The following is a 22,503-nucleotide window of genomic DNA, read 5'->3' on the forward strand; positions in this document are numbered from 1 at the left end:
GCCGCGCGCCCCTGATTCGCGTAAAACTGTCCACCGCTCTTAGGCCACGAAACTAAATATATTATGTTCCAGGATAACCCGCTGCTCGCGCAGCTGAAAGAGAAGCTTCACGCGCAAACTCCGCGCGCCGAAGGTGTTGTGAAAGGCACGGAAAAAGGCTTTGGCTTCCTTGAAGTCGATGCCCAAAAAAGCTACTTCATTCCCCCTCCGCAGATGAAAAAAGTGATGCACGGTGACCGCATTTCAGCGGTGATCCACACTGATAAAGATCGCGAGAGCGCCGAGCCGGAAACCCTGATTGAGCCCTTCCTGACCCGCTTTGTTGGCCGGGTACAAAAAAAAGACGACCGTCTGTCGATTGTGCCGGATCATCCTCTGTTGAAAGATGCCATCCAGTGCCGTGCGGCGCGTGATGTGTCGCATGATTTCCAGAACGGCGACTGGGCCGTCGCAGAGATGCGTCGCCATCCGCTGAAAGGCGATCGTGGCTTCTATGCTGAACTCACCGAATTTATTGTCACCGCAGACGATCACCTCGCGCCGTGGTGGGTCACGCTGTCACGTCATAATCTGGAACGCGAAGCGCCAGAAGTGGGCTTCGGCGAGATGCTGGACGAACATCTGCAGCGCGAAGATCTGACCGCTCTCAACTTTGTGACCATCGACAGCGCCAGCACGGAAGACATGGATGATGCGTTGTATGTCGAAGCAAAAGCCGACGGCAACTTGTCACTGACGATTGCGATTGCTGATCCTACCGCTTACGTCGCGGAAGGCAGTGAGCTGGATAAGCTGGCGTCGAAACGTGCCTTCACCAACTATCTGCCGGGCTTCAATATCCCGATGCTGCCGCGTGAGCTGTCCGATAATGTCTGCTCTCTGCGTCCTCATGTGCGCCGTCCGGCGCTGGCTTGCCGCGTCACACTGACGCCAGATGGCAGCGTGACGGGCGAAGTTCACTTCTTCGCAGCTTGGATTGAATCCAAAGCCAAGCTGGCCTATGACGAAGTGTCAGACTGGTTGGAAAACAGCGGCAGTTGGCAGCCAGAAAACGATGCGATCGCTGAGCAGATTCGTCTGCTTCATCGCCTGTGTCTGGCACGCAGCGAATGGCGCCAAACCCATGCATTAGTGTTTAAAGATCGCCCTGACTACCGCTTCGTACTGGGTGAAAAAGGTGAAGTGCTGGATATCGTGGCTGAACCGCGTCGTATCGCCAACCGTATCGTTGAAGAATCGATGATTCTGGCTAACATCTGTGCGGCAAAAGTGCTGCAGGAAAAGCTGGGCTTCGGTATCTACAACCTGCACAGCGGTTTTGACCTGGCCAACGCTGAGCAAGCCGCTGGTGTGCTGGCCGGACACGGTATCACCGTTGACCCGCAGGCGATTACCACGCTGGAAGGTTTCCGTCAGTTGCGTCGTGAGCTCGATGCGCAACCGACGCAGTACCTCGACAGCCGCATCCGCCGCTTCCAGAGTTTCGCGGAAGTGGGCACTGAGCCGGGCCCGCATTTTGGTCTTGGCCTCGATGCGTACGCCACCTGGACTTCGCCTATTCGTAAGTTCGGCGACATGATCAACCATCGTCTGCTGAAAGCGATTGTGCGTGGCGATAGCATCGCGCGTCCAAATGACGACGTCACCACCATCATGAGTGAGCGCCGTCGCCTGAACCGCATGGCTGAGCGTGACGTGGGCGACTGGTTGTATGCGCGCTTCCTCGCGCCATTTGCAGGCACCGACCGTAAGTTCAGCGCGGAGATCATGGATGTGTCTCGCGGTGGTATGCGCGTGCGTCTGTTGGAAAATGGCGCGGTTGCCTTTATCCCTGCTCCGTTTATTCACGCGGTGCGTGATGAGCTGGTGTGCTCACAAGAGAGCGGCACGGTGCAGATTAAAGGTGAAGTGGTTTACCGCGTTACTGACATTATCGACGTGACCCTTGCCGAAGTGCGCATGGAAACCCGTAGCGTCGTGGCACGCCCTGCTGCCTGAGCATGAAAACCTGCGGGATAACCTCTGTTATCCCGCATTTTCTCCCCGCCCTTCTAGCAAATGTTAAATTTGCCTTCTGCTTCACATTTCTGATCCGAATACCTGTCGTTAACAATTCATTACATTACTTTTAACTTGTTGTATCCGATCGCTTATTTTCCCGGTCCCTACAAGGAGTTAACTCATGAACAACGTCAAAACCGGTTTAATCTGGTTAGCGGTGGCGTTAATTGGCGCGGGTGCGTTTGCCATGCTGGCGCTAAGCCGCGGCGAACACGTCAACGCCGTCTGGTTGGTGATTGCGTCCGTTGCCTGCTACAGCATTGCCTATCGCTTTTACAGCCTGTTTATCGCTGAACGTATTTTCGAGCTGGATGATCGTCGCCGTACCCCTGCAGAGCGCCTGAATGACGGCCTCGACTATGTTCCTACCAACAAATGGGTGCTGTTTGGTCACCACTTCGCGGCTATCGCTGGTGCTGGCCCGCTGGTGGGCCCCATCCTTGCCGCGCAAATGGGTTTTCTGCCAGGCACCATCTGGATTTTGGTGGGTGTGATGCTGGCAGGTGCCGTGCAGGATTTTCTGGTGCTGTTTATCTCGACTCGCCGCGACGGTCGTTCACTGGGTGAAATGGCACGTCAGGAATTGGGCTCTTTTGCCGGGGTCGTCACCATGCTGGGTGCGCTTGGCGTGATGATCATCATTCTGTCTGCGCTGGCGCTGGTCGTGGTAAAAGCGCTGGCCAACAGCCCGTGGGGCCTGTTTACCATCGCCGCCACGATTCCAATCGCGCTTTTTATGGGCGTGTATATGCGTTACCTACGCCCTGGAAAAATTGCTGAAGTCTCGATTATCGGTTTTGTACTGATGATGGCGGCGATTATTTATGGCGGGGATGTCGCGGCCGATCCTTACTGGGGCCCTCTTTTCACGCTGAAGGGTACGGAACTAACGTGGGTGCTGGTGATCTACGGCTTTGTCGCCTCTTCATTGCCGGTATGGCTGCTGCTGGCCCCACGTGACTACCTCTCAACTTTCCTGAAGATTGGCGTCATTATTGGTCTGGCGGTGGGCATTCTGTTCGCCATGCCAGAACTGAAGATGCCCGCTGTCACCAAATTCATCGACGGCAGCGGACCGGTATTCTCTGGCGCGTTGTTCCCGTTCCTGTTTATCACCATCGCCTGTGGCGCGATCTCCGGTTTCCATGCGCTGGTTTCCAGCGGAACCACACCGAAACTGGTTGAGCGCGAAAGCCACATTCGCTTTATTGGCTATGGTGCCATGCTGATGGAATCCTTCGTGGCCATTATGGCGCTGATTTGTGCGTCAGTACTGGACCCGGGTGTCTACTTCGCCATGAACGCCCCCGCCGCGTTAATCGGCACCACCGTCGAGAGCGCCTCACAGGTGATTAACGGCTGGGGTTTTGTCGTCACACCCGAGATGTTAAGCGGCATCGCGCGTGATGTGGGTGAAACCACCGTGCTGTCACGTGCGGGTGGCGCACCGACCTTTGCAGTGGGTATGGCACACATTATTACCGAAGTGTTTAACAGCCGCGTGATGATGGCCTTCTGGTATCACTTCGCCATTCTGTTTGAAGCGCTATTCATTCTGACAGCGGTCGATGCCGGTACGCGCGCCTGTCGTTTTATGGTGCAAGACCTCGTAGGTACTGTCGTCCCGTCTATGGCGAATAACCGTTCCTGGTTAGGGAACATGGCCGGTACTACCGTGGCTGTGGCAGGTTGGGGATTCTTTGTCTATCAGGGCGTGGTCGATCCTCTGGGCGGCATCAACACCCTCTGGCCGCTGTTTGGTATCGGCAACCAGATGCTGGCTTCAATGGCGCTGATTCTGGGTACAGTCGTGCTGTTCAAAATGAAGAAACAGCGTTACGCGTGGGTGACGATTTTACCGACAGCCTGGCTGTTCGTGACATCAATGACCGCAGGTTGGCAGAAGATTTTCCATGAAAAGCCGTCGATTGGTTTTCTTGCTCAAGCCAATAAGTTCCGTAAGGGTATTGATGAGGGTGTGATCATTGCCCCGGCCAAAACCGTCGCGGATATGCAAACTATCGTGTTTAGCAATCAAATAAATGCGGCCCTGTGCGGCTTCTTTATGCTGGTGGCCGTCACCATGCTGATCGCGGCCTTTTTTGTGATCCGCCGCGCGCTGCGCAGTGACCTGCCGACCACGCATGAGTCTGAGGTTTCGCTGCGTAAGGAGGTGCGAAATGTCTGAGTCCATTTTACGCTGGAGAAAACCCATCGGTGACTGGCATATCAAGCACTGCTTACCGATCGCAACCGAGGCGGCTGGGCAAACTCTTAATCGCTGGCAACGTATCTGGCAGGGATTACAGCAAAGTTTTCGCTTAATGGTTGGCGTTCACGACTATCAAACTTATCTGAAGCATATGCGTGAACATCATCCAGAGCAGCCGCCAATGGATGAACGCGCCTTCCATCGCTACTGCCTTGAAGCGCGTTTTCCGAGCCAGGCAGGCAAGCTTGGCAAGTGTCCGTGCTAGACTTTTGAGCCCCGATTTTCGGGGCTTTTTCGTGCCATTCTTTAGTGAAAACAAAAATATATTCGATTTGCATCTTGTGCTAGCGCAGGAGGTTGAATACTGTTGCTAAAATAATGAGATACCGCCTGCTGAGCATTTCCCCGGAGGAAGTTTCCATGACCGATGAACAAGGGCAAACGTTGCTATACACCTTGTTTGGCACAACCAGCCCTCATTGGCGATTAACTTCAGATAGCGATGCTCTGCATTTTGCCGAAGATGAGAACGCCAATACCAATCTGGCGGTCCCCCTTACCCCCGCGCAGGCCAGTCTTCTACGCGCGATGACTGTGATCACCTCGAGTATCAACCTGACGCTATCCATGCATGGATCGCCGGTGCCGATGCACTTCGTCGGCCGTAAAGTCAACCAGTCCACCTGGGCGGGCACCTCTTCCGCATGGGGTGACACCTCCTCGGTGGCGCGAGATTTGACGCTGGGTTTGTCCTTTGCCGAGCAGGTTGTGTCTGAAGCCAATTCCGTGATTGTGATCCTGGACCAACGCGGCAACATCCAGCGTTTCAATCGGTTAAGCGAAGAGTATACCGGCCTGAAAGAGCAGGAAGTGATCGGGCGTAACGTGTTCCAGTTGTTTATGACCAAGCAAGAAGCGCAAGCTTCACGTCGTAACATTGCCGGGTTCTTTCGTGACGGTAATTCGTACGAAGTGGAGCGCTGGATCAAAACCAGAAAAGGCCAGCGACTGTTTCTGTTTCGTAATAAGTTTGTTCACAGTGGGAGTGGGAAAAATGAAATTTTCCTCATCTGTTCAGGAACGGATATTACCGAGGAACGACGGGCTCAGGAACGTCTGCGAGTCCTGGCCAACACCGATACCGTCACCGGTTTGCCCAACCGTAACGCCATCCATCAGCAGATTAGTCTGGCACTGGAACTGGCCAATGGTAGTCAAACCGGTGTCGTTTACCTCGATTTAGACAATTTTAAGAAGGTCAATGACGCCTACGGCCATATGTTCGGCGACCAGCTGTTACAGGCCGTGTCGTTGGCGATTCTGAGCTGTTTGGGTAAAGACCAAACGCTGGCTCGCTTAGGCGGTGACGAATTCGTGGTGCTGGCAGAGCACACCAGCCAAGCCGCGCTGGAAGCTATGGCTTCCCGTATTCTGGAGCGTTTGCGTCAGCCGTTCAGAATCGGCCTGATTGAAGTTTACAGCGGTTGCTCTATCGGTATCGCCCTCGCCCCGTTGCATGGCGAAGACCGAGAAAGCTTGATTCGCAATGCCGATACCGCGATGTATCACGCCAAGGAGAATGGGCGCGGCAAATTCTGCGTGTTTGCCAATGAGATGAATCAGCGCGTTTTCGAGTATCTCTGGCTTGATACCAACCTGCGTAAAGCACTGGAACTGGAACAGTTGGTGGTCTACTACCAACCTAAACTGGATGGTGATGGCGAAGTGCGCAGCGCCGAAGCTTTGGTACGCTGGAACTCCCCTGAGCGCGGGCTGGTCCCGCCAGGTGACTTTATCTCCTACGCCGAAGAGTCTGGGCTGATTGTGCCGCTTGGACGTTGGGTGATGTTGAATGTGCTGCAACAAATCATCAAATGGCGCAGCGAAGGTATCTACCTGCGCGTGGCGGTCAATGTTTCGGCGAAGCAACTGATTGACCAAAGTATTTACAGCGACCTGAAGCAGGCGCTGAGTGAAGCGGGTTTAACGGAATGCCCGATTGATATCGAACTGACCGAAAGCTGCCTCATTGAGAATGAAGCTGGTGCATTGACGTTGATGAAGCAGTTTCAGGAGTTGGGCGCTCAGGTACATCTCGACGATTTTGGTACGGGTTACTCTTCGCTTTCCCAACTCGCTCGTGTGCCCATTGATGCCATTAAGCTGGATCAAAGTTTTGTGCGTAATATCAATAAACAACCGGTTGCGCAGTCTCTGGTGCGCGCCATTGTTGCGGTGGCTAAAGCCCTTGAGCTAAAGGTGATTGCTGAAGGTATTGAAACTAAAGCCGAAGAAAAATTCGTACTGACTAACGGTGTCGATGGGCGTCAGGGTTATTATTATGCAAAACCAATGCCCGCAGAACAGCTCGGGCATTGGCTGGCTAAGCATCCTGCCCGCGTTTAACGCTGGTCTCGATTATCCGGCTTTGCGCAGGGATGCGCTGTGACGGTTCTGCAGTTGTACCAGTCGTTCCATGTATGCAATGTCTTTAGGCTCCAGTGTAAAGGCGTAATCCACCCAATCCTCTGTAATATCCATCAGCTCTGCTCGTGAAAGCTGTAGTACGCGCTGACGCGCCTTCAGCATGGCACGTACGCCATTCAACTTTGGACGCAAGGTATCAATGAAGGTGCGCGTGGTGCGATAAGCGTCACCCGGCTGGAAGACTTTGTCGACCAAGCCACGCGTCTCATACCACTCAGCACTGTGCGACTCCCCTTCGCAAATCAACTCTTCAGCTAACTTCATGCCCGAGCGGCGCGCCACCAAGGAGTATCCTCCCATACCGGGGAACAGGTTAAAGGCGATCTCTGGGAAACCCATACGAGCGCTGTTCTGTGCCAGAATGAAATGGTGCGCCAGCGCCGCTTCAAATCCGCCCCCCAACGCACTGCCCTCGATCATTGCCAGTGTCACGGCGCCCGTATCGAAGCCACGCGCCGCCGAATGGATGCAGTCCACACAAGCACGTGCATAAGCACGCAGCGCTTCACGACGGTTGTTGCGTATGCACTCCACAAAGAAGCGCAGGTCACCGCCAGCATTGAACATCTGCGGCACTAACGAGCCCGTGACCCAAAAATCAATCGGTAGGCCAGAGCGCTGTGCGGCATAGCGCAGGTTCATGATCTCCTCGATTAATTCGTGGTTGAAACTCGGGCGCGGTTGCGCACGCAGCATCATCCACATGGTGTGTCGACCCTCTTCATAGTAGGCCGCAAGCTGAGTGGTTTGTCCGACTTCGGTGAACAATCTGCAAGTTGGTTGGTTAATGACTGTCATAGTTTCATCCTCTAGTTATGTGATGCGTTAAACGCAACATCAGCGTAATCCAGAGTGAGGCCAGACCAAATGAGAGATTGATTTATAAAGTAAAATCCAGAGATATCCCCGACCAGAGGGCCGGGGAAAGATTAGTAAGCTTACTTTATTGCGGCGCGTTGACCTACGGCAACATGAGAACGCTTAACGCGTCGTGAATAGACCGCCGTAATAATGGGTACCAATACAGAAGTCACAATAACCGATGTTGCCACCAATGCCGTGGCGGCGGGTGCGACCGGTTTAAACTGCGGCAGCATCTCCGCAATCAATACGGGAGTCGCCACCGCCGCACCTGCGGTGCTTGACGCCGCAATCCCAGCGGTACCATCACCGCCCCCAATCAGACGGTCGGCCACGATCAGCGGAATGCCCGTGATAATGATCACCGCCACGCCCAGTAGCATCCCCAGCAGCCCAGTCTGTGCAATCACCGCAAGGTCGATAGTGTTACCTAACGCGAAGGCAAAGAAGGGAATCAGCGTGTGAACCGCTTTGCCAAAAAACTCTCGTAACTCAGGGTCGAGGTTGCCGAGCGCAAAACCGACAATAAACGGCAATACCGCCCCGACAAAAACATGCGGCTCGAAGGAGGCAATGCCCGCCGTTCCAAGGATCACCATGGTCATCAGCGGGCCAGACTCCAGGGACATCAGTACAAAAGCCCCCGCCTCTTCCTTAGAGCCATATTGCTGCATGATGGAGGCATATAAACCGCCATTCGTCATATCCATCGCAGCCACTAAAGCCAGCGTCGATAATCCGGCGAACATTCCGACTTCCACGCCATTTTCAGGCATTACGCGTGAAGCTATTGTCGCGATAATCCACGCGACCGCAATCTTAGTCAGCACCAGCGTGCCCGACTTGCGTAATACCGTTCCCGTGGCGCTAAGCTTGATTGAAGCGCCCATACAGAAGAACCACACGGCTAAAATGGGGACGGTGCCGGTCATTAGTCCATTGGTAAAAGAGCCGAAGTACTTACCTGCGCCGGGTGAAAAAGTGTGACAAAGCGCCCCTAAAAACAGCGGAATCAGCATCATACCGCCGGGGATTTTATCGATTGCACGTTTGATATGCATAAGAGTGTCACCTTAACTGAGTCAGAAGGAGGTGCATTGCAATGTGCCGGATGGCATGGCAAGCAAGATAACCGCTGACTGCAAGGGAAAAAGTGATCGCAACACTATTAATGAAACATTGTTTTATTTTTATTGGTTTTTCATTTTGTTTTTATGATATGCCTCGCCATACCAGTTTTAACCTAGAAAAAAATAAGGCGCCCACAGGCGCCTAAGACAAGCAAGAAGTGTTAGTTTTGCCCGTACCAGGCATTCTTTCCATGCTTGCGCAGATAATGTAGATCAAGCAAGTTCTGCGATATCGGGGGAAGTTCATCACGCAGTTGCTCAGTATGCAGCGCCATATAAGCCACTTCTTCCAATACAACTGCACTGTGAACCGCAGCTTCCGCATCTTTTCCCCAGGAGAAGGGGCCATGGGAGTGAATGAGAGCCGCTGGAACCGCAGTGGGCTGGATACGCCGCTGGGCAAAGGTCTCGATGATGACTTGCCCCGTATTCCACTCATACTCCTGCTGAATCTCCTCACGCTTCATCGCACGTGTGCAGGGAATCGTGCCGTAAAAGTCATCCGCATGCGTGGTGCCGAGGGCGATAATGTCGCGTCCGGCCTGTGCCCAGATGGTGGCATGTCGGGAATGGGTATGAACAATGCCGCCGATCTCAGGCCAAGCGAGATAAAGGGCGCGATGTGTTGCGGTATCAGAAGAAGGTCGTAAACTTCCCTCCAGCACCTTCCCAGTCTCCAGTTCCACCACCACCATATCGTCGCGTTTCATATTTTCGTATTTCACACCCGATGGCTTAATCACCAATAAGCCACGCTCGCGATCCACTGCGCTGACGTTGCCCCACGTAAAGGTCACGAGGTTATAACGAGGTAAATCGAGATTAGCTTCCAGCACCTGCTGTTTTAGCGACTCCAGCATGATTTTTCTCCTACAAACGGTCATACCAGAATTGTGCTAATCGCTGAGAAAAAACGTTATGGAGTGAATCGCTGTAAAAGAGGCGGAAAGTCGCTGAGGCAACAAAAGTGTGGCGTGAATTCGGAGTTTTCTCTTTTTGGAAATGTGCGCCCTGCTTAGGCTTGTCTCAAGCCGGATGCAGGCCAGAAGGCATTTTTGCGCAGGCAAGAATAAGGACCGTTTGATACCACAGAATGACGTACTTCATTGCGCAACATCTATACTTATACGGTTGCCTCTGTGCATACAATCAAGGAGAAAGTAATGACAATAACAATGAAACGTCTGACCGTGGCTGTACTGGCGACCACTCTGGTTATCGCGTTGAGCGGCTGCTCGAACTGGTCAAAACGAGACCGTAACACCGCAATTGGTGCGGGTGCCGGTGCTATCGGTGGGTCTGTCCTGACCAACGGTAGTGCTTTGGGAACCGTGGGTGGTGCAGCCGTAGGCGGTATTATCGGCCATCAGGTCCACTAAATAACAATATTGATTCAGGCTACGCAGCGCATCTACTTATCACGGGCCGCACAGTGTGCGGCCCGTTCTTATTTAACCACCCGCCAGCTTGACCTTCATGCCCTTTGCTTCGAGTAGCGTTTTCAGCAAATCACGTTTGTCGCCCTGGATTTCGATGACGCCATCCTTCAAAGAACCGCCACAGCCACATTTTTTTTTCAGTTCTGCGGCCAGTTTGTTCAGCGCTTCATCATCCAGATCAATGCCCGTAATCAGACAGACGCCCTTGCCTTTACGCCCGCTGGTCTGCCGCTGGATACGCACGATACCATCGCCTTTCGGACGTGGCGCTTTTTCCTCTTCGTGCGTGATACGGCCACTATCAGTGGAGTAAACCAGTCGATTATCCTGAGCCATTAGGCCTCCTGTAAGCTTTGCAGGATCGTGCTCAATGTTGCTGCCGGATCGGCGGATTGGGTGATAGGACGGCCAATTACCATATAGTCCACACCGGCTTGTTTTGCTTGCTGCGGCGTCATGATGCGGCGCTGGTCGCCAGCATCACTGCCCGCAGGACGAATACCCGGCGTCACCAAAGCGAAGTCTTGACCGATGACCTGTTTGAGGTGAGCCGCTTCCTGTGCAGAACATACCACGCCATGCAGACCACAATCTCGCGTCAAACGCGCCAGACGCTCCGCCTGCTGTGCCGGAGAAAGTGTAATACCCAGTCCTTTAAGATCGTCTTCATCCATGCTGGTTAGCACGGTGACAGCAATCAATAATGGCGCATCTTTGCCGAACGGCACTAAGGCTTCACGTGCTGCATTCATCATGCGAGCCCCACCGCTGGCATGCACATTCACCATCCACACGCCGAGATCGGCTGCTGCCGCAACCGCATGTGCGGTGGTATTCGGGATGTCATGAAACTTCAGGTCCAGGAAGACGTCAAAGCCTCGTGCTTGCAGGGTTTTCACCAAGGAGGGGCCAAAAAGTGTGAACATCTCTTTACCCACTTTCAGGCGGCACTGGCTAGGGTCAATACGGTCAACAAACTGCAGCGCGCTGTCGAGATCATGATAGTCGAGTGCCACCAAAATAGGTGAAGTGGTAACAGGCATAACGTTTCCTCAGAGGCAGGCACCCGCAGGCGCGATGGACAAACGGCAAGCATTCTACCCGCGCATTCCTGGCAGGACAATCACACTGCAACGATTAGACGTTGATTGACTGAAGGCTGCACAATCGTTGAGGGGGTATTTAAGAACAAGCCCAAAAGCATGTTGTAACTATCAAGCAAGTTAAAAATTAAAGCGGCCATTACTGGCCGTCGAGTCCACGAATAGGTTTAACAGAAGACCAGGCTCGGCATGAAGGGCAATGCCAGTACAGGGCATGCGCAGTAAAACCGCATTTCTGGCAACGGTAACGAGGCTTGGTGCGGATCTGCTCACCGACCATATCTCGTAATACCATCAAACTCTCTTTCGCACGGCCATCTTCGGCTTCATGCAGGTGGAAGTCCATCAAACGGTGGAAGACGCGCATGGTGGGATGACGCTGTAGCTGACGATTGATATAGAGCTGCGCCGCTTCAGGTCCCTGCTGCTGCTCCAGAATGTCAGCCGCATACAGCTCTGCTGCCGCACCGGTGTTCTCTTCAACACAGCGCTGCAGAAAATGCGCCCAGTCTTCTGGTTTGTTCAGCCGCTGATAGCAAGTTTCCAACATCGGCAAGGTTTCACTCACCAGTTCTTTATCACGGCCCAGCACGCGTTCGAGCTGATCAACCGCTTTGACATATTCACCCTGCTCCATAAAGATGCGCCCCATCATAATCGATACGCGCGCACTCTGATGGTCAGCTGACTCACCTTTTTTCAGCAAGTTCATGGCACGGTCGAGATCGTCACTGCTCATCGCCTGTAGGGCGAGTTCACAGTAAAAATGGGCAATTTCACCTTTCTGTTTATCTTTACCGAGTTTCACCAACCTTTCCGCCACTTCAATGGCTTTCTGCCAGTCGCTAGTGGCTTGGTGGATTAACAATAGCTGTTGCAGTGCGCCGATACGAAAGTCGGTTTCGTCAATGAGCTGGCTGAACATGTCTTCGGCGCGATCGTAAAGGCCCGCGGCCATATAGTCGCGGCCCAATTGCTGGATGGCCAACAAGCGCTGTTCATAACTGAGTGATGCGCTCTCCATCAACGATTGGTGAATACGGATGGCGCGGTCCACTTCACCTCGAGAGCGAAACAGGTTACCAAGCGTCAGGTGAGCCTCGACTGTGCCGCTATCCTCTTTCAGCATATCGAGGAAGAGATCAACCGCTTTGTCCTGTTGATTAGAGAGCAAGAAGTTTACGCCAGCAACGTATTCACGTGACAGGCGATTAGCTTCCTGTTGCTTATCCTGATGAGCACTGCGGCGGCCCATGTACCAGCCATACGCCGCAGCCACAGGAAGAAGCAAAAACAGCAATTCAAGCATCGAAACTTAATCCCGACGACCAGCAGAAGAAGAATTTGTCACGGCCGTGGATTGCTCATTCTGCGCCTGCATACGTTTAAGCTTACGCTGCGCATGGGCCAGTGAAACACGGATGCGTAACCAGAAGAGACCGCAAATTGCCCATCCAAGCAGGAATCCAGCACCAAACAGGCTAGCCAGCAAGGTTGAGATACGGAATTCTCCCTGCGCCAGCAGATAATTAAAGGTGACGACTTGGTCGTTATGCGCTCCGAGCGTAACGGAGATGATAAAAATGACCAAAACCACGAGAAAAATCAGCAAATATTTCACAATGCGTCCTGTCGAGAGGTTATCCGTTAGAAGTATGCCAAAAAAGTGCCGCCGATGCTGCCTATCAGCGCATCACTTAGCGCATTTTCTGTAAGGGCATTCAATCATATGGGGGCATAAGCCGGAATTACAATGCATCATCACGCTGTGCAATCTCTTGTTGCTCATCGCGTGGCACCGTTAGCGGGCCACAAAAGCGTTGAGCCAGCCAGGTTGCGCAGGTCACCAATGCCCATGATATCAGTGTGGCCGCCACCAGATCGCGCGGCCAATGCATCCCCAGGAGCAGTCGGCTCCCCATCACCATGGTGGCCCAGGCAAACAGGACCAATACGGTGATAATACGGCGGCGCGGCCACAGCAGGCCGATCACCAACAGTGCCCAACTGGCGGCAAATAATGTGTGCCCAGAGGGAAATGCAAACCCCGTTTCAAAAGCCCAATGTCGTTTCAGCCATGTTGGTAGCTGCGTGTCGTTCGCCAGCAGGGTCGAGACCATTTCGCTACGGCCTTGACGATTGAGTTGATAAAACTGGGTTTCACTGATGCCGTGACGCTTCTCCAACCACACCACATAGGGGCGCGGTTCCTGCACCTGTTCTTTGATAAATGATTTGGTGTATTGCCCGGCAAGAATGGCACCGTTCATAAAAATAATCAGCAGTAAGGCGGGTTTAAACCGAAAGCGCAGGCACCATAGAACCCACGCGCTGAGAATAATACTGGTCAGCGTGCCCCATGGGCGGGTCACGGTTTCGGTCATCCAAAACAGGACACGTAAGAACGCGCCGCTCTGATCGGGTTGCCATTGCCAACCGGATATCCATACACCCAACGGCATGATGAGTAGCAGCAGCATTCCGAGGGTCGTGCGTTGAGCAATTTTGACCATCCTGTTCCTTTTAGATCCGCTTTAACAAAGCTTGGTTTGCATAACTTTAGCTGAAAAAAGAATAACCTACTTATTGCAGCTTAGATAATTGTGCTTTATCACTACAATCACTCTGACTGATTAGCGGCCCGGGTTCAGGTTGTGGCACAATATTGTCAGTTTTTCGGGCCAATCGGGCCCGTGCGTTATCATGATGATAACGCATCCTCTGAAGGTTCTGGAGAGTCACATGCAGCTTAAACGGGTAGCAGAAGCCAAACTGCCCACGCCATGGGGAGATTTCCTGATGGTTGGTTTTGAAGAACTGGCAACCGGCCAGGATCATGTTGCGCTGGTATACGGTGATGTTAGCGATCACAATCCCGTGCTGGCGCGCGTTCACTCCGAATGCCTCACTGGCGACGCGCTGTTCAGCCTGCGCTGCGATTGCGGTTTCCAGTTAGAAGCCGCGTTGACGGCTATAGCTGAGGAAGGGCGCGGTGTATTGCTTTATCACCGTCAGGAAGGTCGTAACATTGGTTTGCTGAACAAAATCCGTGCCTACGCCCTGCAGGATAAAGGTTATGACACCGTAGAAGCCAACCATCAGTTGGGCTTTGCCGCGGATGAACGTGACTTCACACTGTGTGCAGACATGTTCAAATTACTGGGCGTGAATGAAGTCCGCTTACTCACCAACAACCCGCGCAAAGTTGAGATTCTGTCTGAAGCCGGGATTAATATCGTTGAACGCGTTCCGCTCGTGGTTGGCCGCAACCCAAAAAACGCGCATTATCTCGATACCAAAGCGGAAAAAATGGGTCACCTGCTGCCTAAAGCGTAAAGCAGAAAGTTAAAAGCCGGGAAATGTCCCGGCTTTCTTTTTAGTTCAGCATGTTACGAATCACATAGTGTAAGATGCCATCATTCTGGTAGTAGGTCAGTTCGTTGCCGGTATCGATACGACAGCGAGTCTCTAACCGTTCTTTAGTGCCGTCGGGACGTGTCAGCGTGACGTTAACCGTGCAACCTGGCTTCAACAATGAAAGATCAGCCACGTCGATAAATTCTTCACCGGTTAACTGCAACGTTTTACGCGTTACGCCAGTAGGAAACTCCAGCGGTAGAATCCCCATACCAATGAGATTGGAACGGTGAATGCGCTCAAATGATTCGGAAATCACCACCCTGACACCCTGTAAGCGCGGCCCTTTCGCTGCCCAGTCACGGCTTGAGCCTGAGCCATACTCTTTCCCCGCAATCACTGCCAGCGGTACCCCCTCTTCCAGGTATTTCATCGCCGCATCGTAGATGGCCAACTGCTCATTGCTTGGGAAGTGTTTGGTATAGCCCCCTTCAACGCCTGGCACCATTTCGTTGCGGATACGAATGTTCGCGAAGGTTCCTCGCATCATCACTTCGTGGTTGCCACGACGAGAGCCATAGGAGTTGAAATCAGTGCGTTCCACACCATGCGCCAACAGATAACGCCCAGCAGGGCTGTCCGCTTTGATGCTACCCGCAGGGGAGATATGGTCGGTGGTGACAGAATCACCCAGCATCGCCAGGATACGCGCACCCTTAATATCCTGTACCGGTTCAGGTGTTTTGCCCATGTCGTCAAAGAACGGGGACAGACGGATGTAGGTCGAGCCTTCATCCCAATCATAGGTTGCGGCTTCGCTCACTTTTATCTGCTGCCACTCCGGTGTGCCATCAAAGACTTCAGCATACTCTTTGTGGAACATGTCGCTGGTCACCTTCTGCACCGCAGCAGCGATCTCTTCAGGCGATGGCCAGATGTCTTTCAGGTAAACATCCTTGCCTTGCTTATCCTGGCCGATCGGATCGCTTTGCAGGTTCAACTTCATATTGCCGGCCAGCGCATACGCCACCACCAGAGGCGGTGATGCTAACCAGTTAGTTTTCACCAGCGGATGAATGCGCCCTTCAAAATTTCGGTTGCCTGATAACACGGCACCTACCGTCAAATCGCCCTCTTTAATCGCACTTTCAATTTCATCCGGCAGCGGACCCGAGTTACCGATACAGGTCGTACAGCCATACCCCACCAGATTGAAACCCAGCTCATCGAGGTAGGGTGTCAATTGTGCAACGGCAAGATAGTCAGACACCACCTTAGACCCCGGAGCCAATGACGCTTTTACCCAAGGTTTGCGCATTAAGCCGCGCTCTACCGCGTTTTTAGCTAACAAACCGGCGGCCATGAGGACGCTGGGATTGGACGTGTTGGTGCAGGACGTGATGGCCGAGATAACCACGGCGCCATCATCCAGCTGATAAGTGTCACCTGTTTCACTGTCGCGATAGCTAACCGTGCGGTGATTTTTCTGCGCATGATTCACTTCAAGTTCATTACTGGCGTCAAAAGCGGCAGGGACATCCCCCAGAGAAACACGATCCTGCGGACGTTTCGGGCCCGCAAGGCTCGATTCGACATCGGCCATGTCTAATGCCAGCGAACTGGTAAATATCGGCTCATCGCCATGATTGCGCCACATGCCTTGCTGTTTCGCATAGGCTTCCACTAATTCAACCTGCTCGGCGTCACGCCCAGTCAGCGTCATGTAACTTAACGTCACTTCATCGATAGGGAAGAAACCGCAGGTTGCACCATATTCTGGTGCCATGTTGGCGATAGTCGCGCGGTCAGCCAAGGGGAGATCGGCGAGTCCATCTCCGTAGAATTCGACGAACTTACCCACTACCCCATGTTTACGCAGCATTTGCGTCACGGTTAGCACTAAATCGGTGGCGGTGATGCCTGGGCGGAGTTTGCCGGTCAATTTAAAACCGACCACATCGGGAATCAACATTGAAACAGGTTGCCCCAGCATTGCGGCTTCGGCTTCAATCCCCCCTACTCCCCAGCCCAGTACGCCCAAGGCATTGATCATGGTGGTATGTGAATCGGTACCCACCAGCGTATCGGGATAAGCCACTTCTTTACCATCCAGCGTCTCATGCCAGACTGACTTACCCAGATATTCCAGATTGACCTGATGACAGATCCCCGTACCAGGCGGTACTACGCGGAACCGGTTAAATGCTTTCTGTCCCCAGCGTAGGAAGACATAACGTTCGTGGTTACGTTCCATCTCTAAACGCACGTTATCTTCGAACGCGTCATCATCACCAAAATGGTCCACGGTAACGGAGTGGTCAATAACCAGGTCAACCGGTGATAACGGGTTCACTTTGGCTACATCCCCCCCCAAGCGTTTAACGGCTTCGCGCATGGCGGCCATATCCACGACGGCAGGCACGCCGGTGAAATCTTGCATCAGGACGCGTGCGGGGCGGTAAGCGATTTCCCTGTCAGCATGGGCATCTTTCTGCCAGGCAACCAGCGCCTGAATATCTTCGGCGGTAACGGAATCACCATCCTGCCAGCGCAACAGATTTTCCAGCAGCACCTTCATTGATTTGGGTAAGCGGTCAATATTGCCCAGTTGCTGGGCGGCTTTAGGCAGGCTGTAGTAATGATATTTTTTTGCCCGAACGTCCAGCGTATCCTGACTCTGCTCGCGTAACGTTAACGACATAGCTCCTCCTTTTATGGGCCTCTCATTAAACCTCAATAACCACAAGGTTTAGCTTAAAGATAGACCACATTGCCGTTAACGACTTGATAACAACACGAAATGACACATATACGCACAAAGAAAAATGCCCTGACGTTTGTCAGGGCATTAATAAGGTCTGGTACAATTTGAGTTATTGGATTACATCATTGCCCACACGGCCGCTGCCCAAAATGCAAATGAAAAGGCATAAATGCTAAACCATGAAATAGTTGTCGTGTTCATTAAGTCACTCCCTCCCGGATTCCGGGCAAAAAAAGTCCACCGTCTTCAGCTTTGTACTGATGACACCGTTTTTTTAATGCTGAGTGTTAAAGGACGGGCTTTTAAAATGCCCACCGGATAATCCGGTAAAATGAGGGACTAATAACGATATTAAAGCAGAACGCAGACTGCGTTATTTAGACTTCGGATCCATGAAAGATTCGATAAAGTTGCGCTGGTTTTCACTCAGTTCCCAAGACGATGGAATCGCCACAGGTTGTTCAGCGCTCTTCACTTCTTTTGCTTTGCACGCTGGCGTGTTCGGCTGACGCGCAGAAACAGTAGACTTACGACTGAGTGTATTTGCCCACATGGCTTAACCCCACATACGCCAAATCATTAAAGCCACCACTACCCAGAACAGTGCTGAAGCAGCGAAGACAGTCAACCAAGCCTTGCGACGCACGTTACCTGAGCGCTCAACCTTGGTACTTTTTGTACGGAAATCTTGTTGCACAGTTAGTCTTGTATTCATAGTTTTTGATAATCACTCTCAATAAAACGATTGTTGACAACGATTAAGATTTAGGACGAATCCTAAACTTGTTAAGGCCGAAAATCCAGTTATTTTTATTGAGCACAACGATTAACGCTATTTATCAAAACCCAAAAAACTGATGAGATAAATTTAATAACCAATCAAACTATTAATTAAATAGTTACATTGTAAATTTGGGTTAAAACAAAATTAGGTCCAATCTAAATTTGATTTTAATTCTCCAGGCCAGTGAAAAAGCCCTTCTTCATCAACTCTTAACTGGAGTATGGGAATAATCCTGGCGGTCCGCAAAGCGGCAACGTAAAAATTGTGTACTGATTCGCATTTAAGAACTAACAATGGAAAAACATGTGACCCATGTTTCATTTACAAAAAAATAATGAAATTTTTTAAGATACTTGTGGCGCTAAGTGGGGGGAGATCTGCAAGGTGCCCACTGGACACCTTGGCAAAATAATGACTTATGGAATTATTTGAAGGGCAGTTTGATATCGCGGAACATCGCTTCGATGTCTTCATTCGAACGTAATGCGACCGCGGTATCCACCACATCACGCGTCAGGTGAGGTGCAAAACGTTGAATAAAATCATACATATAGCTTCTCAGGAAGGTGCTGCGTCTAAAGCCAATTTTGGTCGTACTATTGGTAAAGATCTCTGATGCTTCAATGCGTACTAAATCAGGGTCTGAAACCGGGTCCACGGCCATGCTGGCAATCACCCCCACCCCAAGCCCTAAGCGGACATAGGTCTTAATGACGTCAGCATCCGTTGCAGTGAAGACGATGCGAGGTGTTAATCCTGCCCGATTAAACGCGGTGTCCAGTTCAGAACGGCCTGTAAAGCCAAAGGTGTAGGTGACAAGTGGGAAGTCAGCTAACTCTTCAATCGTCACATTCGATTTACCCGCTAGAGGATGATCTGGCGTCACGACAATGGCACGGTTCCAGTGATAGCAAGGCAGCATGATGAGATCGTCATAGAGATGCAGTGCTTCGGTGGCAATGGCAAAGTCGGCATTTCCTTTCGAAACTGCTTCAGCAATTTGTGTCGGTGATCCTTGATGCATATGCAGTGAAACGCGTGGGTAGCGCTCGATGAAGCCTTTAATCACCCCAGGTAGCGCGTAGCGCGCCTGCGTGTGTGTCGTCGCGACATACAGTGACCCTTTATCAGGCCAGGTGTGCTCACCCGCCACCGCTTTAATAGCGTCCACTTTAGACAACACTTCGCGGGCGATACGGATAATCTCTTCACCAGCGGGTGTCACTTGCGTGAGATGTTTCCCGCTACGGGCAAAGATCTGCACGCCGAGTTCATCCTCCAGCATGCGAACCTGCTTACTGATACCCGGCTGTGAGGTATAGAGGCCTTCGGCAGTCGAAGAGACGTTTAAATTGTGATTGACCACTTCGACGATGTAACGCAACTGCTGCAATTTCATAGTTATATCTTCCCGGTAGCGACAGAGGAACATTCCCAGCAGACGTGTTTCCGCCTTGATTAAGATTTGGATAGGGAAAGTGTGTCAGCGAAACGAAAAATCTATAACTACTATATCAGTTAAAGGATCAATGTAGAACGATTAGCTATAAGGATAAGGAAAAGGCCAGCAGATGCTGGCCTTGAGAGGAATTATTTTTTCGCTTCCTGCCACTTACCATCAATGTAGAACATCGACCAGCCCGTCGCCTTACCCTCTTTTTCAGAGGAGACATACTGCTGCTTGGTTTTACGGCTAAAGCGAATCAGGGTTTTGTTCCCTTCTGGATCGGCAGCCGGGGCTTCAGCAAGATACTTCAGCTTTTCCGGTAAACGATCGGCGAAACGTTGTAACTCTTCCACCAACGGCGCACGGGTTTCACGCGATTTAGGGAAAGTATTGGCCGCCAGGAACACGCCCGCAGCGCCATCACGTAGCACGAAGTAAGCATCTGATTTCTCACATGCTAGCTCTGGCAGTGGAACCGGATCTTCTTTCGGCGGTGCAACATCACCGTTGCGTAGAATTTTACGGGTGTTTTTACAATCATCGTTGGTACAAGCCATGTACTTACCGAAACGTCCCATTTTCAGGTGCATTTCAGAACCGCACTTCTCACACTCTACGATAGGACCATCATAGCCCTTGATACGGAATTCACCCTGCTCGATTTCGTAGCCATCACATTCTGGGTTATTACCACAAACGTGCAGCTTACGTTGATTATCAATCAGGTAGCTATCCATCGCCGTGCCACATTTCTGGCAGCGGCGGCGCGCACGTAAAGCGTTGGTCTCCGCATCATCGCCTTCCAGAATGTTCAGCACTTCATTTTCTGGAATCAAATTGATGGTTTGCTTACAACGTTCTTTAGGTGGCAATGCATAACCAGAGCACCCAAGGAATACACCGGTGCTCGCGGTACGAATCCCCATTTGGCGGCTACAAGTTGGGCAATCGATGGTGGTCAGCACCATCTGGTTCGGCTGCATGCCCCCCTCTTCCGGCTCTTTCTCAGCCTGACCTAACTGCTGGCTGAAATCACTGAAGAAAGAGTCCAGTACAGCTTTCCACTGCGCCTCATTGTTCGCGACCTGGTCAAGGCGATCTTCCATACGCGCGGTGAAGTCATAGTTCATCAGCTCGCGGAAGTTCTGCTCCAGACGATCGGTAACAATTTCGCCCATTTTCTCCGCGTAGAAACGGCGGTTTTCAACTCGCACGTAGCCACGATCCTGGATGGTGGAGATAATCGATGCGTAGGTCGAAGGTCGTCCAATGCCTCGTTTTTCCAGCTCACGGACTAAAGACGCTTCACTAAAGCGCGCAGGCGGTTTAGTGAAGTGCTGGCTCGGCATTAACTCTTTGAGATCCAACTTGTCGCCCACATTCACCGGCGGCAGTGTTAAATCATCATCATTTTTACGCAGCGCTGGCATCACTTTGGTCCAGCCGTCAAAACGCAGCGTGCGCCCTTTCGCTTTCAATTTGAAGTCCGCCGCGCCCACGGTCAGCGTAGTGGAATCATACTGTGCAGGCACCATCTGGCAGGCAACGAACTGGCGCCAGATAAGCTGATACAGCTTCTGCGCATCCGCTTCCATGTCCTTCAGCTGTTCAGCAGCAATGTTGACATCAGAAGGACGAATCGCTTCGTGCGCTTCCTGCGAATTCTCTTTACTGGCGTAGGTGGTCGGCGATTCCGGCAGGTATTTCTTGCCGAAATTCTTCTCGACATAACCTCGTGCCATCGCCACCGCATCCTGACTCAGGTTCGTGGAGTCGGTACGCATGTAAGTGATATGACCCGCTTCATAAAGACGCTGTGCCATCATCATGGTTTTTTTCACGCCAAAGCCCAGGCGCGTGCTCGCAGCCTGTTGCAGCGTGGAGGTAATAAAAGGTGCAGAAGGTTTGCTGCTGGTCGGCTTGTCTTCACGATCCAGCACATCGAAACGAGCTTTCTGCAACACAGCGACGGCGGCGTGCGTTTGTTCACGATTAACCGGACGGAATGCTTTATCGCCTTGATGCGTCACCTGCATCGCCAGATCATCACCTTTTGGCGTGGTGAAGTCAGCATTGATTTCCCAATACTCTTCCGGCACAAAGGCTTTGATTTCGTGCTCGCGCTCAACCACCAGACGCACAGCCACAGACTGAACACGGCCAGCAGACAAGCCACGGGCAATCTTCTTCCACAACAGCGGGGAGACCATGTAGCCTACGACACGGTCCATAAACCGGCGCGCCTGTTGCGCATTAACGCGCTCAATATTCAGTTCGCCCGGCTTTTCAAACGCCTGACGAATCGCATTTTTGGTGATTTCGTTAAACACCACGCGGCTGAAACGCTTGTCATCGCCACCGATCACTTCCCGCAGGTGCCACGCAATGGCTTCCCCTTCGCGGTCAAGGTCGGTTGCGAGATAGATGTGGTCTGCATCTGCAGCCAGGTTTTTCAGCTCAGCAACAACTTTCTCTTTGCCAGGCAGAATTTGATAGTCCGCTTCCCAACCATGCCAAGGATCGACACCCATACGGCTGACCAGCGCGGCCTTCTCATCTTTCTTGACCTTTTTGCCTGTTTTCGCTTTTTCCCCGTCGGCACTTTTACGGGCAGTTGAACCGCTGGTCGGCAAATCACGGATATGACCCACGCTGGATTTCACCACGTAGTCATTACCGAGGTATTTATTGATTGTTTTCGCCTTTGCCGGGGACTCAACGATTACGAGTGCTTTACCCATATGTACCTTTACCTAATTGAAACGTCCTGATAAACGGGAGAGGATTGGATGCCCCAAAACCCAACGGGTTCAATATTGCTGCCAGCTTTTCACTTTTCAAGGCAGCGGGGATAATCT

General features: G+C 52.0%; 19 protein-coding genes. 6 read left to right on the forward strand and 13 right to left on the reverse strand.

Annotation, left to right across the window (positions count from 1 at the left end; translation table 11 throughout):
* Positions 1 to 63: 63 nt before the first annotated feature.
* From F3J38_RS10740 to pdeR, 4 genes are all read left to right on the forward strand, one after another.
* A complete protein-coding gene (locus tag F3J38_RS10740) occupies positions 64 to 1,998 on the forward strand; it encodes an exoribonuclease II (RefSeq protein WP_167138195.1) in 1,935 nt (644 codons plus the stop codon).
* 184 nt (positions 1,999 to 2,182) lie between these two features.
* Positions 2,183 to 4,249, forward strand: a complete 2,067-nt coding sequence (locus tag F3J38_RS10745) for a carbon starvation CstA family protein (RefSeq protein WP_167138197.1) — start codon at positions 2,183 to 2,185, stop codon at positions 4,247 to 4,249.
* The gene (locus F3J38_RS10750; RefSeq protein WP_167138199.1) at positions 4,242 to 4,538 is read left to right on the forward strand and encodes a YbdD/YjiX family protein; all 297 of its coding nucleotides are present in this window, start codon (positions 4,242 to 4,244) and stop codon (positions 4,536 to 4,538) included. The genes F3J38_RS10745 and F3J38_RS10750 overlap by 8 nt, the downstream gene beginning before the upstream one ends.
* Before the next feature lie 155 nt (positions 4,539 to 4,693).
* Positions 4,694 to 6,679: a cyclic di-GMP phosphodiesterase gene (gene pdeR, locus F3J38_RS10755; RefSeq protein WP_167138201.1), complete on the forward strand. Its 1,986-nt coding sequence runs from the start codon at positions 4,694 to 4,696 to the stop codon at positions 6,677 to 6,679.
* 12 nt (positions 6,680 to 6,691) lie between these two features.
* On the opposite strand, the gene F3J38_RS10760 is transcribed toward pdeR, so the two are convergent.
* From F3J38_RS10760 to araD, 3 genes are all read right to left on the reverse strand, one after another.
* Entirely contained in the window at positions 6,692 to 7,558 is an 867-nt protein-coding gene (locus F3J38_RS10760) for a crotonase/enoyl-CoA hydratase family protein (protein ID WP_167138203.1), read from the reverse strand.
* Positions 7,559 to 7,698: 140 nt separating this feature from the next.
* Entirely contained in the window at positions 7,699 to 8,682 is a 984-nt protein-coding gene (kdgT, locus tag F3J38_RS10765; protein ID WP_167138205.1) for a 2-keto-3-deoxygluconate transporter, read from the reverse strand.
* Between the two features lie 230 nt (positions 8,683 to 8,912).
* Complete coding sequence (araD, locus tag F3J38_RS10770) at positions 8,913 to 9,611, reverse strand: L-ribulose-5-phosphate 4-epimerase (protein WP_167138207.1); 699 nt, start codon at positions 9,609 to 9,611, stop codon at positions 8,913 to 8,915.
* Positions 9,612 to 9,914: 303 nt separating this feature from the next.
* On the opposite strand from araD, the gene osmB reads away from it, so the two are divergent.
* Complete coding sequence (osmB, locus tag F3J38_RS10775; protein ID WP_084934159.1) at positions 9,915 to 10,130, forward strand: osmotically-inducible lipoprotein OsmB; 216 nt, start codon at positions 9,915 to 9,917, stop codon at positions 10,128 to 10,130.
* Positions 10,131 to 10,202: 72 nt separating this feature from the next.
* Here the strand turns inward: osmB and yciH are convergent, their stop codons facing one another.
* The 5 genes from yciH to pgpB all read right to left on the reverse strand — a co-directional run bounded on the left by yciH (position 10,203) and on the right by pgpB (position 13,806).
* Entirely contained in the window at positions 10,203 to 10,526 is a 324-nt protein-coding gene (gene yciH, locus F3J38_RS10780; RefSeq protein ID WP_167138209.1) for a stress response translation initiation inhibitor YciH, read from the reverse strand.
* Positions 10,526 to 11,233, reverse strand: coding sequence for an orotidine-5'-phosphate decarboxylase (gene pyrF / locus F3J38_RS10785; RefSeq protein WP_167138211.1), 708 nt, complete (start codon positions 11,231 to 11,233; stop codon positions 10,526 to 10,528). Before pyrF ends, yciH begins: the two co-directional genes overlap by 1 nt.
* A 199-nt stretch (positions 11,234 to 11,432) precedes the next feature.
* The gene (gene lapB, locus F3J38_RS10790) at positions 11,433 to 12,602 is read right to left on the reverse strand and encodes a lipopolysaccharide assembly protein LapB (protein ID WP_167138213.1); all 1,170 of its coding nucleotides are present in this window, start codon (positions 12,600 to 12,602) and stop codon (positions 11,433 to 11,435) included.
* A 6-nt stretch (positions 12,603 to 12,608) separates the two neighbouring features.
* Positions 12,609 to 12,914 (reverse strand): LapA family protein, encoded by a 306-nt coding sequence (locus F3J38_RS10795; protein WP_167138215.1) that lies wholly within the window; start codon positions 12,912 to 12,914, stop codon positions 12,609 to 12,611.
* Positions 12,915 to 13,041: 127 nt separating this feature from the next.
* Positions 13,042 to 13,806: a phosphatidylglycerophosphatase B gene (pgpB, locus tag F3J38_RS10800; RefSeq protein WP_167138217.1), complete on the reverse strand. Its 765-nt coding sequence runs from the start codon at positions 13,804 to 13,806 to the stop codon at positions 13,042 to 13,044.
* A 229-nt stretch (positions 13,807 to 14,035) separates the two neighbouring features.
* Here pgpB and ribA point away from each other — a divergent pair, with 229 nt between their 5' ends.
* Entirely contained in the window at positions 14,036 to 14,629 is a 594-nt protein-coding gene (gene ribA, locus F3J38_RS10805; protein WP_034821474.1) for a GTP cyclohydrolase II, read from the forward strand.
* A 40-nt stretch (positions 14,630 to 14,669) separates the two neighbouring features.
* Here the strand turns inward: ribA and acnA are convergent, their stop codons facing one another.
* The 5 genes from acnA to topA form a co-directional block, all read right to left on the reverse strand.
* Complete coding sequence (gene acnA, locus F3J38_RS10810) at positions 14,670 to 17,351, reverse strand: aconitate hydratase AcnA (protein ID WP_167138219.1); 2,682 nt, start codon at positions 17,349 to 17,351, stop codon at positions 14,670 to 14,672.
* Between the two features lie 436 nt (positions 17,352 to 17,787).
* Positions 17,788 to 17,967 (reverse strand): YciX family protein, encoded by a 180-nt coding sequence (locus F3J38_RS10815; RefSeq protein WP_167138221.1) that lies wholly within the window; start codon positions 17,965 to 17,967, stop codon positions 17,788 to 17,790.
* Positions 17,968 to 17,970: 3 nt separating this feature from the next.
* Positions 17,971 to 18,129, reverse strand: coding sequence for a YmiA family putative membrane protein (locus F3J38_RS10820; RefSeq protein WP_084934151.1), 159 nt, complete (start codon positions 18,127 to 18,129; stop codon positions 17,971 to 17,973).
* A 493-nt stretch (positions 18,130 to 18,622) separates the two neighbouring features.
* A complete protein-coding gene (gene cysB, locus F3J38_RS10825) occupies positions 18,623 to 19,597 on the reverse strand; it encodes an HTH-type transcriptional regulator CysB (RefSeq protein ID WP_167138224.1) in 975 nt (324 codons plus the stop codon).
* A 191-nt stretch (positions 19,598 to 19,788) separates the two neighbouring features.
* Positions 19,789 to 22,386: a type I DNA topoisomerase gene (gene topA, locus F3J38_RS10830; protein ID WP_167138226.1), complete on the reverse strand. Its 2,598-nt coding sequence runs from the start codon at positions 22,384 to 22,386 to the stop codon at positions 19,789 to 19,791.
* Positions 22,387 to 22,503: the final 117 nt, after the last annotated feature.

Source organism: Candidatus Pantoea formicae, from assembly GCF_011752625.1.
In the GTDB taxonomy this organism is placed as follows: domain Bacteria; phylum Pseudomonadota; class Gammaproteobacteria; order Enterobacterales; family Enterobacteriaceae; genus Pantoea; species Pantoea formicae.